This window comes from Anoxybacillus tengchongensis (genome assembly GCF_014201585.1).
GTDB classification, from domain to species: domain Bacteria; phylum Bacillota; class Bacilli; order Bacillales; family Anoxybacillaceae; genus Anoxybacillus; species Anoxybacillus tengchongensis.
Genome location: NZ_JACHES010000003.1, coordinates 210,467 through 225,912, shown reverse-complemented (window position 1 = coordinate 225,912; position 15,446 = coordinate 210,467). Strand labels below are relative to the sequence as shown.

20 protein-coding genes are annotated in these 15,446 nt (G+C 42.2%); 12 read left to right on the top strand and 8 right to left on the bottom strand.

Annotated features, from left to right (window positions below; genetic code table 11):
• Nucleotides 1-34: 34 nt before the first annotated feature.
• Genes HNQ82_RS04995 through HNQ82_RS04985 form a run of 3 tightly spaced genes read left to right on the top strand, consistent with a single transcriptional unit; the run spans nt 35 to nt 1,882 of the window.
• Complete coding sequence (locus tag HNQ82_RS04995) at nt 35-709, top strand: uracil-DNA glycosylase (protein WP_183247678.1); 675 nt, start codon at nt 35-37, stop codon at nt 707-709.
• Entirely contained in the window at nt 684-890 is a 207-nt protein-coding gene (locus HNQ82_RS04990) for a uracil-DNA glycosylase (RefSeq protein WP_183247675.1), read from the top strand. Before HNQ82_RS04995 ends, HNQ82_RS04990 begins: the two co-directional genes overlap by 26 nt.
• Nucleotides 887-1,882: a potassium channel family protein gene (locus HNQ82_RS04985; protein ID WP_183247673.1), complete on the top strand. Its 996-nt coding sequence runs from the start codon at nt 887-889 to the stop codon at nt 1,880-1,882. The genes HNQ82_RS04990 and HNQ82_RS04985 overlap by 4 nt, the downstream gene beginning before the upstream one ends.
• A gap of 16 nt (nt 1,883-1,898) precedes the next feature.
• On the opposite strand, the gene HNQ82_RS04980 is transcribed toward HNQ82_RS04985, so the two are convergent.
• A complete protein-coding gene (locus HNQ82_RS04980; RefSeq protein WP_183247671.1) occupies nt 1,899-3,515 on the bottom strand; it encodes a glycoside hydrolase family 13 protein in 1,617 nt (538 codons plus the stop codon).
• A gap of 99 nt (nt 3,516-3,614) precedes the next feature.
• Here HNQ82_RS04980 and HNQ82_RS04975 point away from each other — a divergent pair, with 99 nt between their 5' ends.
• Nucleotides 3,615-3,851 carry a YwdI family protein gene (locus HNQ82_RS04975; protein WP_032101365.1) on the top strand — a complete coding sequence of 79 codons (237 nt, stop codon included), beginning with the start codon at nt 3,615-3,617 and terminating at the stop codon, nt 3,849-3,851.
• Between the two features lie 11 nt (nt 3,852-3,862).
• A complete protein-coding gene (locus tag HNQ82_RS04970; RefSeq protein WP_183247669.1) occupies nt 3,863-4,225 on the top strand; it encodes a DUF423 domain-containing protein in 363 nt (120 codons plus the stop codon).
• Nucleotides 4,226-4,251: 26 nt separating this feature from the next.
• Here the strand turns inward: HNQ82_RS04970 and gerQ are convergent, their stop codons facing one another.
• The 4 genes from gerQ to HNQ82_RS04950 form a co-directional block, all read right to left on the bottom strand.
• Nucleotides 4,252-4,695 (bottom strand): spore coat protein GerQ, encoded by a 444-nt coding sequence (gerQ, locus tag HNQ82_RS04965; protein WP_183247667.1) that lies wholly within the window; start codon nt 4,693-4,695, stop codon nt 4,252-4,254.
• A 19-nt stretch (nt 4,696-4,714) separates the two neighbouring features.
• Nucleotides 4,715-5,137: a cell wall hydrolase gene (locus HNQ82_RS04960; RefSeq protein ID WP_183247665.1), complete on the bottom strand. Its 423-nt coding sequence runs from the start codon at nt 5,135-5,137 to the stop codon at nt 4,715-4,717.
• Nucleotides 5,138-5,259: 122 nt separating this feature from the next.
• Nucleotides 5,260-6,006, bottom strand: a complete 747-nt coding sequence (hemQ, locus tag HNQ82_RS04955) for a hydrogen peroxide-dependent heme synthase (RefSeq protein WP_183247663.1) — start codon at nt 6,004-6,006, stop codon at nt 5,260-5,262.
• A 67-nt stretch (nt 6,007-6,073) separates the two neighbouring features.
• Nucleotides 6,074-6,637, bottom strand: a complete 564-nt coding sequence (locus HNQ82_RS04950) for a YqaA family protein (protein ID WP_032101360.1) — start codon at nt 6,635-6,637, stop codon at nt 6,074-6,076.
• Nucleotides 6,638-6,833: 196 nt separating this feature from the next.
• Here HNQ82_RS04950 and pta point away from each other — a divergent pair, with 196 nt between their 5' ends.
• Together pta and lipL are read left to right on the top strand one after the other, a co-directional pair.
• A complete protein-coding gene (gene pta, locus HNQ82_RS04945) occupies nt 6,834-7,817 on the top strand; it encodes a phosphate acetyltransferase (RefSeq protein ID WP_055440812.1) in 984 nt (327 codons plus the stop codon).
• The gene (gene lipL / locus HNQ82_RS04940) at nt 7,817-8,641 is read left to right on the top strand and encodes an octanoyl-[GcvH]:protein N-octanoyltransferase (protein WP_183247662.1); all 825 of its coding nucleotides are present in this window, start codon (nt 7,817-7,819) and stop codon (nt 8,639-8,641) included. The genes pta and lipL overlap by 1 nt, the downstream gene beginning before the upstream one ends.
• 26 nt (nt 8,642-8,667) lie before the next feature.
• Here the strand turns inward: lipL and HNQ82_RS04935 are convergent, their stop codons facing one another.
• Nucleotides 8,668-9,339, bottom strand: coding sequence for an RsfA family transcriptional regulator (locus HNQ82_RS04935; protein ID WP_032101357.1), 672 nt, complete (start codon nt 9,337-9,339; stop codon nt 8,668-8,670).
• Between the two features lie 145 nt (nt 9,340-9,484).
• Here HNQ82_RS04935 and HNQ82_RS04930 point away from each other — a divergent pair, with 145 nt between their 5' ends.
• The 3 genes from HNQ82_RS04930 (at nt 9,485) to HNQ82_RS04920 (ending at nt 11,681) form a co-directional block, all read left to right on the top strand.
• Nucleotides 9,485-9,709, top strand: coding sequence for a YuzB family protein (locus HNQ82_RS04930; RefSeq protein WP_003397078.1), 225 nt, complete (start codon nt 9,485-9,487; stop codon nt 9,707-9,709).
• Nucleotides 9,710-9,833: 124 nt separating this feature from the next.
• Nucleotides 9,834-11,156 carry an HD domain-containing protein gene (locus HNQ82_RS04925; protein ID WP_183247659.1) on the top strand — a complete coding sequence of 441 codons (1,323 nt, stop codon included), beginning with the start codon at nt 9,834-9,836 and terminating at the stop codon, nt 11,154-11,156.
• A gap of 12 nt (nt 11,157-11,168) precedes the next feature.
• Nucleotides 11,169-11,681 carry a YwgA family protein gene (locus HNQ82_RS04920; RefSeq protein WP_183247657.1) on the top strand — a complete coding sequence of 171 codons (513 nt, stop codon included), beginning with the start codon at nt 11,169-11,171 and terminating at the stop codon, nt 11,679-11,681.
• A gap of 9 nt (nt 11,682-11,690) precedes the next feature.
• Here HNQ82_RS04920 and HNQ82_RS04915 read toward each other — a convergent pair whose 3' ends face one another.
• Nucleotides 11,691-11,879 carry a 2-hydroxymuconate tautomerase gene (locus HNQ82_RS04915; RefSeq protein WP_003397075.1) on the bottom strand — a complete coding sequence of 63 codons (189 nt, stop codon included), beginning with the start codon at nt 11,877-11,879 and terminating at the stop codon, nt 11,691-11,693.
• A gap of 131 nt (nt 11,880-12,010) precedes the next feature.
• On the opposite strand from HNQ82_RS04915, the gene HNQ82_RS04910 reads away from it, so the two are divergent.
• Nucleotides 12,011-12,679 carry a site-2 protease family protein gene (locus HNQ82_RS04910; protein ID WP_183247656.1) on the top strand — a complete coding sequence of 223 codons (669 nt, stop codon included), beginning with the start codon at nt 12,011-12,013 and terminating at the stop codon, nt 12,677-12,679.
• A 17-nt stretch (nt 12,680-12,696) separates the two neighbouring features.
• Entirely contained in the window at nt 12,697-13,203 is a 507-nt protein-coding gene (locus tag HNQ82_RS04905) for a YwhD family protein (protein ID WP_183247654.1), read from the top strand.
• Between the two features lie 139 nt (nt 13,204-13,342).
• Here the strand turns inward: HNQ82_RS04905 and HNQ82_RS04900 are convergent, their stop codons facing one another.
• Nucleotides 13,343-15,394, bottom strand: a complete 2,052-nt coding sequence (locus tag HNQ82_RS04900; protein WP_183247652.1) for a transglycosylase domain-containing protein — start codon at nt 15,392-15,394, stop codon at nt 13,343-13,345.
• Nucleotides 15,395-15,446 lie beyond the last annotated feature (52 nt).

Here is a 15,446-nt window from a genome sequence, read left to right as displayed (position 1 = left end):
TAGGGTAGCCTTTGTATTAGAAAGGAGTGAGAAGATGAGCATATTGAAAAATGATTGGGCTCCTTTATTAGAAGAGGAGTTTCAAAAACCGTATTATTTGAAGTTGCGCCAGTTTTTAAAAGAAGAATATCGTACAAAAACAATTTATCCCGATATGCACGACATTTTTAATGCCCTTCATTATACTTCATATGCAGATGTCAAAGTCGTCATTTTAGGACAAGACCCATATCACGGACCAAATCAAGCGCACGGATTAAGTTTTTCCGTAAAACCAGGTGTTGCTTTGCCGCCATCGTTATTAAACATTTTTAAAGAGTTACAAGATGATCTTGGTTGCTATATTCCAAACAACGGTTATTTATTAAAATGGGCAGAGCAAGGGGTGTTATTGTTAAATACGGTATTAACAGTGCGACGTGGAGAAGCAAATTCGCATAAAGGAAAAGGATGGGAACATTTTACGGACCGCGTCATTCAACTTGTAAATGAAAAGGATGAACCTGTTGTCTTTATTTTATGGGGGCGTCATGCCCAAGCAAAAAAAACGCTCATTACGAATGAACATCATTACATGATTGAAGCGCCACATCCAAGTCCATTTTCCGCAGCACGAGGTTTTTTCGGCAGCCGTCCGTTTTCAAAAACAAACGCTTTTTTACAACAGACAGGGAGAGAGCCGATTGACTGGCAAATCGAAAACATTTAATACGCGTGTCAATTGTTATGAATGCAAACATTTTTATGTCACATGGGATGCGCAATTGCCGCGTGGCTGTCGTGCATTCGGTTTTAAAAGCGCAATGTTGCCGTCTATTGTCGTTAAACAATCATCAGGTACACCTTGCATGAAGTTTGTAAAAAAAGAACATAAGGGGAGAAACGGATGAGTTCGTCGCGCTCTATCGTCGTTTCCGTCGTCGCGATGATCGTCGCTATTATCGCAGGAACGGTAGGGTTTATGTTTTCTGAACAATTAACGTTTTTTGATGCGCTTTGGTTGACGGTTGTTACGATTTTGACGGTCGGCTATGGTGATACAGTTCCACAAACGTTTTATGGGAAGATGTTTGCACTGATCATTATTCCCGTCGGTATTAGTATCGTGACATATGCAACAGGGGCGGTTGTTTCGATGATGATGGAAGGGGAATTTTCGAAAACGGTGCGGAGGCGAAAAATGAAAAAGAAAATTGAAGCGATGACGAACCATATTATTGTATGCGGGTTTGGACGTGTTGGCGAACAAGTTGTGCGCGAGCTTATCAAAAATGGGACATCTGTCGTTGTCATCGAACGGAATGTAGATTGGCTTGAAGAAATGGGCGATCCCATTCCGTATGTTGAGGGGGATGCGACAGCAGATGACGTGTTAATTGCCGCAGGCATTGAGCGTGCGTCGGGATTAGTTGCTGCATTGCCTTCTGATGCAGATAACGTCTTCATCTCTTTAACTGCAAAAGGACTGAATCCTAGCATTCAAGTTGTTGCGCGTGCCGAGCGAACGGAATCGGAAGAAAAATTGCGTCGTGCTGGTGCGGATAAAGTCATAAACCCTGCTTTTTTGAGCGGTCGGCGCATGGCGATGACGATGTTAAAGCCGGTGAGTGTCGATTATGTCGATACGATTTTCCACGACCATGCTGAACAATATGCGATTGAAGAAATTACGATTGAATCGCACTCTTCATTTGTCGGGACATCTGTTCGTGATCAAGCGGTGCGCACGCGCTTTGGCGTTACAATTATTGCCATTCAACGTCAAAATGATATTATTGGAAACCCGATGCCGGAAGAGCGATTTTGCGTTGGAGATGTCATCATTGTATTCGGTGCGAAACGAGCATTAGATGCGTTTGAACAGGAGGTAAATAAAAAGTAAGCAGCCGGTATGGCTGCTATTGTAGTGCGTAAATTCTTGCCTCATGTGGACGCATATGAAGCGTTGAGCCTTCTTCTTTTACGTCTGTATAGTTACCAAGCAAAAGGTGACGGCGAGCCGAAGCGAGCTTTTCTGGCAATTTATATACGTTGTCGTTATCACAATGATTTAAGACGATGAGCCAACGAACTCCATCGAGTTCGCGCATATAGGCGTAAATGTATGGATCATGTTCCGAAATATCGTCGAACGTGCCATACACCATGACTGGATTTTGCTTACGTAATTGAATGAGCTTTTTATAGTAATAATACACCGAGTTTGGATCTGCTAACGCTTGTTTTACGTTAATTTCTTTATAATTCGGATTCACTTTTAGCCATGGTGTTCCCGTTGTAAATCCTGCATGTTCACTATCGTCCCATTGCATCGGTGTGCGTGAGTTATCGCGACTTAATAGCTGCAAACTTTCAAGCACTTCTTTCGGATCGCGACCTTTGGCGACTTCCTCGGCATATTTATTTTTCATCGCAATGTCGTTATAATCATCGATTGAGTCAAATTTGACACCCGTCATACCGATTTCTTCCCCTTGATAAATGTACGGCGTTCCAGGCAACGTATGCACGAGCGTAGCGAGCAGTTTTGCTGATTCAACTCGAAACTGCTTGTCGTTTCCGTAGCGCGTTACTTGTCGAGTATGGTCGTGATTGTTTAAAAACTGCGAGTTCCATCCTTTTCCCCACAGTCCTTCATACCAACGTTTTTGAATTTGTTTAAAGCGAATCGGATCCCACGTCGGCATTTCGTCGCACACTTCAAAATGGAAAAGGGTATGTAGTTCGTTTCGGTCTTCCCCGACATATTTTAAGCCTTCTTCTGGTGACACGAAAGCGACTTCCCCCACAGTGAAAATGTCATAATGCTTTAACACTTTTTCATGCATTTCTTGTAAATAATCATGCACGCCTGGGTTGTTCGTTAAATAACGAATGTCATATGGATTTTCGGCATCAGGAAATCCTTCAGGTTTGGCAAGCAAAGCAATCGCATCTAAGCGGAACCCGTCAATGCCTTTATCTAACCAAAAGCGCATCATTTTATAAATTTCTTCACGAACTTCTTCGTTTTCCCAATTTAAATCTGGTTGTTCTACCGCAAAAGAATGGAAGTAATATTGACCCGTTTGTTCATCATATTCCCACGCTGATGGCGTAAAGTATGAACGCCAGTTATTCGGCTTGTCGCGCCATATGTACCAATCGCGTTTCGGATTGTTTTTTGATGAACGAGACTCAATAAACCAAGGATGTTGATCAGATGTGTGGTTTACGACAAGATCCATAATTAATTTCATTCCACGTTTATGTACCTCATGAAGCAAGCGGTCAAACGTCTCCATATCACCCGCTTTATCCATGATGCGATAGTAATCAGAAATGTCGTATCCGTTATCTTTATCTGGCGACTCATAGCACGGATTCAGCCAAATGACATCGACCCCTAAGTCGCGAATGTAATCAAGCTTTTGAATCAGCCCTTCTAAGTCGCCATATCCATCGCCGTTTGAGTCAAAAAAGCTCCGCCAATATACTTGATATACAACCGCTTCTTTCCACCATGTCCGTTTCATTCGTTGTCACTCCTTTTTTAAAGCGTTTTCAATTTGAAAAGTTGCTATGTATAAGATAACATTGTTTTAGTGGAAAAAGAAGTGGGGAGTGAAAACGTTTTGGATATATCAGTAGCAAATGTATTAACAAAGATAGAAGAAGAAATTGCAAAAGCCAAACATGCGTCGTCACCGCAAGCGGTGCGTGAACATATATATGCCGTTCGCGCGTTGTGCGACGTCATTTTACATCAACCATCGCCAAGTGCACAAACGATCATTACACCGCAACCAACAACAACTGAACGATTAACTATCGATGCTGATGCGAACGGGCCATCATTACTTGATTTTTAGGGGGGAACAATATGAAAATATTTACAATGATCGCATCAATTAGTGCAGCGTTATGTGTTGCGCTCGGTGCGTTCGGGGCACATGTGTTAGAAGGAAAAATTCCAGAACGGTATATGGATACGTGGCAAAAAGCTGTTCAGTATCAAATGTTCCATACGATTGGTTTATTTATTGTTGCATTACTTGCGACAAAATGGCCGAACGTGACGCCGGCTGGATGGTTAATGGTTGTAGGAATCGTTTTCTTTTCAGGTAGTTTATACGTCCTGAGCTTGACGCAAATAAAAATACTCGGGGCGATTACACCGTTTGGGGGCGTATCGTTTATTATTGCTTGGCTACTTTTAGCGTATGTGGCAATGAAACAAATGTAAAACGAGGCGCGTGTAACGCCTCGTTTTTAACGTGGAGCATATGTGCTTAATCCGATCCCTGATGCAAATGGGTATTCATAATTAATTTCTTCATCAAACGTTACATAGTCGAGATAAATCATTGGCAATAAATAGCGCATTCCTGTTTGAGGATCGCTTAAAATGAGATGATCACGACCAGCCGCTTCAATGACACCGCGGAAAATTTTCGCATTCCATTCACGATTGTTTTCAAATGTCATATAAACCGTAGCGATTTTCCCTTTGTTTAGGCGCAAAATATTTTCAATGTACGATTCTTCAATTGGAAGCATGCCAGGTAATGGCTGGCTTGCAGTTGTTGGTGTTTGCATCGCTCCTGTTTGTGGTGCAAATGTTGGCGTAGGCAAACCAAACGGGTACGTTGGCATTTGGTATGGATAGTAGTATGGATATGAATAATACGGCATTTGTTGACGTTCATCACTCATTGTACTTCCTCCTTAAAAATTAATATACGCGTGGACAATCTGAGCGAGTCGGTGCGTAAAAGCAATGTGACTTAAAACGTCCGGCATTCCATTGATTAAACCATTGGGCTGGGCAAGCACCGTCTGGGCGGAAAAACCAAAGCGAATTCGTTGCAGGGTGGAATCGCTCACCACGAATGACGCGGCGGGCAAGGCGTATGTCTTCGTCGCGCGCTCGTTGATAAAAATATCCTTTTTGTACCGCTTCAAATCCACCTGGGCTTTGAAATACCATTTGACGAATTGTACGAAGACCGTCAAAGTCTAGGCAGTTTGCACGCACGCGATTCACTCCAACGTTCCCAACCATCAACATGCCGAGCTGACCATCGCCTTCTGCTTCTGCTCGCATGAGACGGGCGAGTAATTTGACATCTTCTTCTGTATAGGCAACAACAGCCATCCCTTCACCTCACTTTATAGAAATCGCTATTAGCCTATGATGAAAAATAAAAAAATGTGAGGAAAGTCGTCATTGTTATATGTATGAAACACATCATAAAAAAAGACCTCCAAATCGGAGGCCTATACATGTAAAAACTGTTCCATTTTTTCTTTCGGTAAAATGTTGCCGACAAAGAAAGAGCCGAATTCACCAAATCGTGCGCTCACTTCATCAAAACGCATTTCATATACGAGTTTCTTGAATTGAAGGACATCGTTTGAAAATAGCGTGACGCCCCACTCGTAATCGTCAAATCCGACCGAACCTGTAATGATTTGAATGACTTTTCCAGCATACTTTCTTCCTGTCATGCCGTGTGCGCGCATCAAGTTGCGGCGTTCTTCCATCGGAAGCATGTACCAGTTGTCGTTTCCTTGGCGTCGCTTGTCCATCGGATAAAAGCAAACGTGATTTGTTTTCGGTAAGATCGGATATAAACGGCGACGCACTTCTGGATTTTCATACGGATCGCCAGCCTCAGCCGGCAAGTAATTGCTTAGCTCAACAACGGAGACGTACGAATAGGCTGGCACGAGATATTCAGCGAGCTTTGTTTTATTGATCGCTGTTTCAATTTCATGAAGCTCTTCCATCGTTGGACGTAAAAGCATAAACATGATGTCTGCTTTTTGTCCCATAATTGTGTAAATCGCATGACTACCTTCTTTGGCAGCTTCTGTGCTTTCCCATTTTTCGACTAACGTGAAAAACTCTTGTATCGCTTCTTGGCGCTCTTCGTTTGTGAGCGTTTTCCAAGCCGCCCAATCTACCGTGCGGAAATCATGCAGACAATACCAACCGTCTAACGTTTGTGCCGCTTCACTCATATTCAACACTCCTTTTGTTATGTACTATTGAAATTTTATCATATGTGTTTTGTTTGTGCCAAACACACTATTTTAATCGTTTGTAAATAAGAAAAGCAATGACAATGATGATTCCGCCGACGATCGTGATCGTTGTAAAATGCTGTTCAATAAATGTTTTCGCCTGCGCACCTAGGATGAAAATAATGAGCCCTTCTATAAAAAAGCGTGCTCCACGACCGATAAACGACCAAAAAAGCAACGTACGAATTTTGATGTTAGAAATGCCAGAGAAAATCGTAAAGACTTTATATGGAATCGGTGTGAATCCTGCGATGACGATGGCCATCGCTCCATATTGTTGAAAATATTGCTCGACTTTATCCATTTTCTCATCCGAGATAAAATAACGTAAAATTGGTCTGCCGAACCTTTTTCCAATATACCACCCAAGTAATGCACCGAGCACAGAAGCGACCGTCGTTAAAAAGGAAAACCATAATGCTTTCTCTGGCTGGGCGATGCTTAACGGAATTAATAATACATCAGGTGGAATCGGGAAAAACGAGGATTCTGTAAATGAAACGATGACGAGACCAATAACACCAAATTCAAGCAACCACTGTTCAAGATGATGAATCCATTGTGACATATCATAACGCTCCTTTGTTTTGTACATGCTTCTTAACAAATATATCACTTTTTAGGCGATATATCACTCGGTATAAAAAACAGAATTGTTATAAAAAAAAGACTATTTTCGTTTACGGCGTAATTCATTGCTTTTCGTCTCAATAAGAGTATTCTAATAGATAGACGAATTTTTTTAAACTAAGGAGGAACATTTCGTGAGTGACTTATTTGCAGCCTTAAAACAAAAGGTGGCAGGAAAAAATGTAACAATCGTATTTCCAGAAGGACTCGATGAACGTATTTTAACAGCTGTCGGACGTCTAGCGGCAGAAAATGTATTGCATCCGATTGTGATTGGCGATCAAGAAGCTGTCGTCCAAAAAGCAAAAGAGCTCGGTTTGACGCTTGAGAAAGTAGAGATCATCAACCCACATACGTATGAAGAAATGGATGAGATGGTTGCTGCGTTTATTGAACGTCGTAAAGGAAAAGTGACGGAAGAAGATGCGCGCAACATTTTGCTTGATGAAAATTACTTCGGTACGATGCTTGTGTATATGGGAAAAGCGCACGGGCTTGTGAGCGGTGCCGCACATTCAACAGCGGATACGGTTCGCCCTGCGTTACAAATCATTAAAACAAAACCAGGCATTCGCAAAACGTCGGGCGTGTTCATTATGGTGCGTGGCGATGAAAAATATGTATTTGCCGATTGTGCCATTAACATCGCTCCAGATAGCCAAGATTTAGCAGAAATCGCAGTCGAAAGTGCCCAAACAGCGAAAATGTTTGATATTGATCCGCGCGTAGCGATGCTTAGCTTCTCAACGAAAGGGTCGGCGAAATCACCGGAAACGGAAAAAGTGATCGAAGCGGTGCGCATCGCAAAAGAAATGGCACCAGAGTTAACGCTTGATGGCGAGTTTCAATTTGATGCTGCATTTGTTCCGTCTGTGGCGAAAAAGAAAGCGCCAAACTCTGTCATCCAAGGCGATGCGAATGTTTTTATTTTCCCAAGCTTAGAAGCAGGAAATATCGGGTATAAAATCGCCCAACGTCTCGGCAATTTTGAAGCAGTCGGCCCAATTTTACAAGGATTAAATCAACCGGTAAACGACTTGTCGCGCGGATGTAACGCCGAAGATGTATACAAATTATCACTTATCACAGCAGCGCAGGCGCTTGCGGCGATGGAATAATGAGTGAATTGTTGCGACAACAAACGTGGCGAATTATCGATCATTCGAGTCTCGGTCCATCGTTTGATGCGAAACAGTCATTTGCGTTTGATGATGCGCTTTGCGAATCCGTAGGTAACGGTCAGTCACAACCGATTGTTCGATTATGGGTGCATCATCAGACCGTTGTGCTCGGCATTCAAGATACGAAACTGCCGTACATTGAAAAAGGACTCGCCTACTTACATGAACAAGGTTGGCATACGATCGTTCGCAATTCTGGCGGATTGGCGGTCGTATTAGATGAAGGGGTTTTAAACGTTTCACTTATTTTTCCGGATACAAAAAAAGGAATTGATATTGATCGAGGATATGAAGCGATGGCGACACTCATTGCACGTATGTTGCCAGAAGCACATGTACAAACAGGAGAAGTCGTCGGTTCGTATTGTCCAGGAAGTTTTGATTTAAGCATTGACGGAAAAAAGTTTGCAGGCATTTCACAGCGGCGTATTCGAGGCGGCGTCGCTGTGCAAGTGTATATATGTGCAAACGGAAGCGGCGCTGAAAGGGCGCAATCGATTCGCGAGTTTTATGAGCGATCTCTTGCGGGAGAACAGACGAAGTTTACGTATCCGACAATCGTTCCGCATACGATGGCATCGTTAAGTGAATTGCTCGGCAAACAAATGACCGTTTCAACGCTTATCATCCGACTATACGAAGCTCTCCAATCGTTTGGAAGTACGCTTGAGCCATCATCGCTTACTCAAGCAGAATGGGAGCGATACTATATGTACTTTCAGCGTATGATCGACCGAAATGAAACGATGTTGCCGAAATAAAAAAGCTGTCACACCAGACAGCTTTTTTACTCAGCAATTTTTTCGATTTTCTCTAAATTTCCGTTGCGATCCATTTTGAAAATAGGTGCCCTAAACTCATCTTCTGAAATTTCGATTTGTCTTGCCCGATTAATGATTCGCGCCATCGTTCCGTAATCTTCGCGCAATTCTTCATTTTCTTTTTGTAGTTTTGTAAATTGTTGTTCTAGTTGTTTATATTGTTGTTGTAATTGTTCGAGCTCCAGCTTTAGTTGCTTATTTTCCACTAGCGCTGTTTCTTGCCCGATGTACGATTGCTTTAAAGAATGTAAAAAAGCAATGACATGGTCAAGCGTTAAATGACTTGTCTCAACATGTTCATATTCATTTGTTTGCACTTCTAACGGTTCCATCCCTAATTCTTCAAGCGAAGGTACAGGAGGTGTATAAAGCGGCCGTTTTCGCAATGCATGTTTATTTCCGAGTGCGCGTTGCCGTTGTTTACGGAACTTTTTCGCCATTTGTAACGATTCTTCGTATTGTTGGCGAACGACCGCATTCCAGCGAAATCCGCATGCGGCAGATGTGCGATTCAATTTATCGCCCACTTCTTCAAATGCGTTTAATTGCGTGCTTCCTTCGCGCACGTGGCGCAGCACCGTTTCAGCTAACAATAAATCTTCTTCTTCAGTCCAAGCATCTTGTCGTTTTTTTGTCATGGAAAAAACCCCTTTCGCATTCTTTTATTTTCATAATCACCAAAAAACAAGAAAGATATACTATTTTTCAAAGGAAATAGATGTAGCTTGCATTGTTCGCGTATACACGTTAGAATACTCGTTAGCGAAAAGGAGTGAGCACGGTATGCAAAATGAATTTCGCGTCTGTGACGATTGCCAAGCAACGAATTTAAAAACGTTGTTGCCAAGGTTGAAAAAATTAGATCCGAACGCGACGATTGAAATTGGCTGTCAGTCGTATTGCGGTCCAGGTCGGAAAAAAGTGTTTGCGTTCGTCAACAATCGACCTGTATCAGCGATGACGGAAGACGAGTTAATCGAAAAAATTGCTGCGAAGTTGAAAAAATAAGGTGGCTGTCACCGATCAAGGGGCATTCTATGCGAGAGGAATGCCTTTTTTGTTTTATTTTGGTACATGTCATTGAAGGAAGTCTTTGTTTTTTTCATAGAACGCTCTATAATAAAGCTATGTTATGAACAGAAGAGAGGGAGAAGGATTGTACCTCAATGAAAAATTAAGTGAAGAGAAAGTGTTTAAAGATCCGGTGCATCGGTATGTGCATGTGCGAGATAAAGTCATTTGGGATTTAATTGGCACAAAAGAATTTCAACGGTTGCGTCGTATTAAACAGCTCGGTACGACGTATTTGACGTTTCACGGGGCAGAGCATAGTCGTTTTAATCATTCGCTTGGTGTATATGAAATTGTTCGTCGCATCGTCGATGATGTGTTCACCGGGCGACCGGATTGGGATGAAAATGAGCGCTTGCTTTGTTTATGCGCGGCGCTTTTGCATGATTTAGGACATGGTCCGTTTTCGCATTCCTTTGAAAAAGTGTTTCGTCTTGATCATGAGCAATTTACGCGCGCGATTATTTTAGGCGATACAGAAGTGAACGCGGTGCTTCGTCGTGTATCATTAAGCTTTCCGAAAAAGGTTGCGGAAGTCATTGAGAAGACGTACGAAAATAAGCTCGTCGTTAGCCTTATTTCAAGTCAAATTGACGCTGATCGCATGGACTATTTATTGCGCGATGCATACTATACAGGTGTCAGTTACGGACATTTTGATATGGAGCGCATTTTGCGCGTCATGCGTCCGCGCGAAGAACAAGTTGTTATTAAGCGAAGCGGTATGCATGCGGTAGAAGATTATATTATGAGCCGATATCAAATGTATTGGCAAGTATATTTCCATCCTGTCACGCGCAGCGCTGAAGTCATTTTGACAAAAATTTTGCACCGCGCGAAACATTTATATTTATCCGGTTATACATTTCAAACACCTCCTGTCCATTTCCAATCTCTTTTTCATGGAAACGTGCAACTAGAAGACTATTTAAAATTAGATGAAGCGGTGACATTATACTATTTTCAACAATGGCAAGATGAACGAGATTCGATTTTAAGCGATTTATGCCGTCGCTTTATGAATCGTAATTTATTTAAATACGTCGAATTTCAACCGACGAACGAGGAAATGAAAAAGCTAGTGGAATTGACGACGTTGTTTAAAAAAGCGGGCATCGATCCGGATTATTATTTAGTCGTTGACTCTTCATCCGATCTTCCGTACGACTTTTATCGTCCTGGGGAAGAAGAAGAGAGGCTTCCGATTTATTTGTTAATGCCGAATGGGGAGTTGCGTGAGTTATCGCGGGAATCGACGATTGTTGATGCGATTTCGGGGAAACGGCGCACCGATCATAAATTATATTTCCCACAAGATTTTCTCGATGACTTATCGACAAAACGAAACGTGAAGAAAAAAATTAAGCAACTTTTATATGAATAGGAGATGGGGACATTGCTTTTCGAGCATGCGAAAATAATGAGAGCGTTGGCGGCAGTCGGGGAGATTGTAGGACGAAAAAAGCTACAAAAAATGATTTACATTGCGAAAAAAATGAAGTTTCCTTTTTATGAAAAGTTTGATTTTCATTTTTATGGTCCGTATTCCGAAGAATTGACATTGCGCATTGAAGAGTTATGTAACGTCGGATTTTTGCAAGAAATGAAAGAAAAAAAAGGCGGATATTATCAATATCGTTATGCGTTGACGGAAGCGGGTGAGCAGTTTTTAACCCACTATCATTTGGACATGCCTGATTTAGACGTTTGTCTGCGCAGCTTAAATGAACAAAGTGCAAGATTTTTAGAACTAGTTTCGACGATTTTATATTTTGAAGACTTAAGTAAGGATGAAGTGAAAGAAAAAGTATTTACATTAAAAAGCAAACAACGATACACGGAGGAAGAAGTAGAAGAAGCGTATCGTTATATCGAACAGCTGCGTGAGCAAGCGTACATAAAAAGCTGACCATTAGGGTCAGCTTTCGTCGCTTAATCGCTTTCCACCAATGGCATAATGATTTTTCGACATTTCTTCAATAAAGACGACAATTTTTTCTTTCGGTGCACCTGTCGTTTCTGCCACCGCTTCTGTTACTTTTTCAACGAGCGCTCGTTTTTGTTCTTCTGTGCGACCTTCAAGCATTTTTACGGTTACATATGGCATCGTGATCGCCCCTTTCTCCTTTATTCGACAATCGTTATTATATCACTCATCGACCGTTATCAGTAGTGCTTCCGCTTGTTTTTCGTGTATAATAATCAAAAAATGAAAAAAGTTTGAAAAGGAGAAGGAACGTGGATCAATTTTTAGCATATCCGCTTCGAGAAATACCGTATGTTGTATTGGCGCTTGCGCTTGCGTTTTCTGTTCATGAATTTGCACACGCATACGTGGCGTATAAATTTGGCGATCCAACCGCAAAACAACAAGGGAGACTAACGTTGTCGCCGCTTGCTCACTTAGACATATTAGGGACGTTGCTTATTTTTATTGCTGGGTTCGGTTGGGCTCGTCCGGTGCCGGTGAATCGTGGATATTTTCGCCATCCGCGTCTTGCGGGCGTTCTCGTTTCTGTCGCAGGTCCGCTCAGCAATTTGTTGCTTGCGGCCATCGGTTTCGCTTTATGGTATGCGATGATTCGCATCGGTATGTTTGACTTCATCCCGACTTGGTTTCGAGACGGATTGTATCAGTTTTTTGAAATTTATATCGGATTGAATATTTTATTGTTCGTTTTTAACTTATTGCCGTTTCCTCCGCTTGATGGGTATCGTATTGTCGAAGATTTAGCACCGATGCACGTGCGTGCGAAAATGACGCAATTTGAAAATTACGGGGCGCTCATTTTTCTAATTCTTATTTTTACGCCATTAGATCAATATACGATTCAACCGATTTTTCATGTCGCTATTCCAGCGGTTGCTCAATGGCTACAAAGCATATTTTCAACACTTATTTTGTAAAGAAAGGATGAACGAACGTGGAAGAGAAAAAAAAGCCGATGTTTAACATTATTAAAAAAGAGCCAAAAGTGCACGGAACGTTTGGAACAGGGGTGCTCAGTTTATCAAACGTCTCCCCGGTCATTATCGACGTTGAAGCAGGTGAAGCGTTTATTGATATGGGGGCGATGCATGCGCGTAGCGTCGTAGAAAAAGGCATTAAATTTACACCAAATCGCGAGGAAGTGCCAAATGGCAAACTATATTGGCTCGTGTGGGTAACGATTGATCAGGCGGAAGAAGGACCGTATTATGCCGGGGTGACGGCATGTGAAATGACGGTTGATCGTGAAGCACGCCGCGGATATAAATCGCTTCCTGAGCACGTCAATCGAATGGATAAATCGTTAAAACGCCATATTATCGTTGACCATATGGATGAGCGCTCAAAAGAAGTACTAGCTTCATTTTTACAACAACATAACCGCGATATGTGGGAGCGTTCAAGCGAGGAATTGAAACGTCAGCTTCAAAATCATGGATAAAATGTGACGGTTTTGTGAACGAGGACATATCCATACTTGTCGTTGAGTGGGAAAAGGAGTAAACTAAAGGTACAAATGTAACACATGATAAAACTAGGACACATAAACGCCCAAGCGTGCTCGCTTGGGCGTTTATGTTTTAAAACCAATCAAACAACCGTTTCAACCATGAGTCTTTTTCTTTTTGTTTTTTCTTCTTTTTCTTTTCTGTTGGATGATCTTTGCAGTAGTCGGTCGGTTCTGTACCTACGACATAGTAGCTTAACCGTTTTGTCGGACAAGTTGTTGTAGCTAGCTTGCCATTGTGAGGATCGACATATATGCCGATGACTCCTTCTGGTGGCTCAAATGTCGCGACCTTTCTCTCGCGTAAACTATCTTCCATAAAACTGACCCAAATATGTTTTGCGTACTGCTTTTCATCTGTGCGATCAATTGTTTCATCTCGGTCATATCCCGTCCATACGGCAGTGACGAGTTGGGGTGTAAAACCGATCATCCAACTATCTGTTTTCGTCGTTCCTGATTTTCCGGCATACGGTCGAGTCATGCGCGGTATGATCGATTGCCCTGTTACCGAAGCATAGTCATTTAACGTTGGATCAAACATGCCGGTCATTAAATGCGTCGTCACAAAAGCAAGCGCCGGATCGAGTATTTGTTCATCACTTGGCCGTTGTTCATATAGCACTTTTCCTTCGTAATTTGTCACTTTTTTAATAAATACAGGCTCGACTTTTTTTCCGCCATTGGCGATGATACTGTAGGCGCGCGCCATATCAATGACTTTAACGGGCGACGTCCCGAGGGCAAGCGACGGCACTTGTTTCAGTTTACTTGTAATACCGAGTTGTTTCGCGATGGTTACAAGCTTGTCTTGTCCAAGCAGCAAATGTGTTTTTACGGCATAGACGTTATCCGAAAGAGCAATCGCTTGAGCAAGTGTAATTGTATCGTTTGCGTAATAGTTGTTAAAGTTGCGAGGTGTATATGTCGAGCCATCTTCAAGCGTAAACGTCGTCGGTTCACTACGTAATTGCGTCGATGGAGTAAATCCGTGCTGTAGCGCGCCATAATATAAAAACGGTTTAAATGTAGAACCGGGTTGACGTTCTGCTTGTATCGCGCGATTGAACGGGCTTTTTTCATAGTCGCGCCCCCCGACAAGCGCTTTAACTTCTCCTGTCTTTGGCTCCATCGCAACGAGTGCGACTTGAATGTTTGATTGCGAATGAATCGTTTCTTTTATTTTTTCCTCTGCGATTGCCTGCATGTTGACATCGAGCGTCGTGTACACACGTAATCCGCCCATTTCAATCGTTTCTTCATCAAGTCCGAGCACCGTTTTTAACATATGCTTGACAGCGTCTTGGAAATACGGGGCAATCGTTTTTGTTTTCATTTGTTGGCCGTTTGAAAAGTAAAGTGGTTCGTTTGCGGCTTGTTTTGCTTCTTCTTTCGACAAAAATTTTGCTTCAACCATCGAATGTAGAACGATGCGTTGCCGTTTCTTTGCTCGTTCTAAATCAACGAGTGGCGAATAGTAGCTTGGGCCTTTCGGAATACCTGCAAGCATCGCTGCTTCTGCTACTGTCAACTCACGAGCGGACTTTCCGAAATAAAAGTTGGCAGCTGCTTCAATGCCGTACACGCCATGCCCGTAGTAAATCGTGTTTAAATATCCTTCTAAAATATCACGTTTATCGTAGTTTGCTTCCAGTCGAATTGTATATAACGCTTCTTGTATTTTGCGCCACCACGTCTTCTCATAGCTTAAAAATAAATTGCGCGCATATTGTTGGGTAATTGTGCTTGCTCCTTGCACTTTTTTCATCGCTTTTATGTCTGCAACGATCGCCCCGGCAATACGTTTCAAATCGAAACCGTAATGGTCAAAAAACTTTCGATCTTCCACCGCAATCGTTGCATGAATGGCGTGTTCGGACATGTCCGATAGTTTAACCCAATATCTTTTCCCGCCGTAATGGTTTTCGCCAATTTTCGTCCCGTCTTCCGCATAAAAAATCGTTGATTGTGGAACGGCTAAAGGGGGAGGACCTTGCCACTTTGCAAATATAATCAACCCGGCGATCGTGAGCGTGCATAAAAGGCTAGCAACAAAAGCAAGCCAAAGAAATAGACGCATATATTTAAATGTTCGTTTCCATCGTTCGATGGCAATCATCTCCATAGCCATCACCTCATTTTTTACGTTTAAAATTAGTATGAAAACATTTTTATTT

Excerpts from the sequence above, each read along its gene's own strand:
- HNQ82_RS04900 (WP_183247652.1), bottom strand. The coding sequence starts at position 15,394 with ATGGAGATGATTGCCATCGAACGATGGAAACGAACATTTAAATATATG.
- HNQ82_RS04960 (WP_183247665.1), bottom strand. The coding sequence starts at position 5,137 with ATGGCTGTTGTTGCCTATACAGAAGAAGATGTCAAATTACTCGCCCGT.
- HNQ82_RS04935 (WP_032101357.1), bottom strand. The coding sequence starts at position 9,339 with ATGACAAAAAAACGACAAGATGCTTGGACTGAAGAAGAAGATTTATTG.
- HNQ82_RS04915 (WP_003397075.1), bottom strand. The coding sequence starts at position 11,879 with ATGCCATATGTAACCGTAAAAATGCTTGAAGGTCGCACAGAAGAACAA.
- HNQ82_RS04970 (WP_183247669.1), top strand. The coding sequence starts at position 3,863 with ATGAAAATATTTACAATGATCGCATCAATTAGTGCAGCGTTATGTGTT.
- gerQ (WP_183247667.1), bottom strand. The coding sequence starts at position 4,695 with ATGAGTGATGAACGTCAACAAATGCCGTATTATTCATATCCATACTAC.
- HNQ82_RS04950 (WP_032101360.1), bottom strand. The coding sequence starts at position 6,637 with ATGTCACAATGGATTCATCATCTTGAACAGTGGTTGCTTGAATTTGGT.
- HNQ82_RS04995 (WP_183247678.1), top strand. The coding sequence starts at position 35 with ATGAGCATATTGAAAAATGATTGGGCTCCTTTATTAGAAGAGGAGTTT.
- HNQ82_RS04985 (WP_183247673.1), top strand. The coding sequence starts at position 887 with ATGAGTTCGTCGCGCTCTATCGTCGTTTCCGTCGTCGCGATGATCGTC.
- HNQ82_RS04980 (WP_183247671.1), bottom strand. The coding sequence starts at position 3,515 with ATGAAACGGACATGGTGGAAAGAAGCGGTTGTATATCAAGTATATTGG.
- HNQ82_RS04925 (WP_183247659.1), top strand. The coding sequence starts at position 9,834 with ATGAACAGAAGAGAGGGAGAAGGATTGTACCTCAATGAAAAATTAAGT.
- hemQ (WP_183247663.1), bottom strand. The coding sequence starts at position 6,006 with ATGAGTGAAGCGGCACAAACGTTAGACGGTTGGTATTGTCTGCATGAT.
- lipL (WP_183247662.1), top strand. The coding sequence starts at position 7,817 with ATGAGTGAATTGTTGCGACAACAAACGTGGCGAATTATCGATCATTCG.
- HNQ82_RS04930 (WP_003397078.1), top strand. The coding sequence starts at position 9,485 with ATGCAAAATGAATTTCGCGTCTGTGACGATTGCCAAGCAACGAATTTA.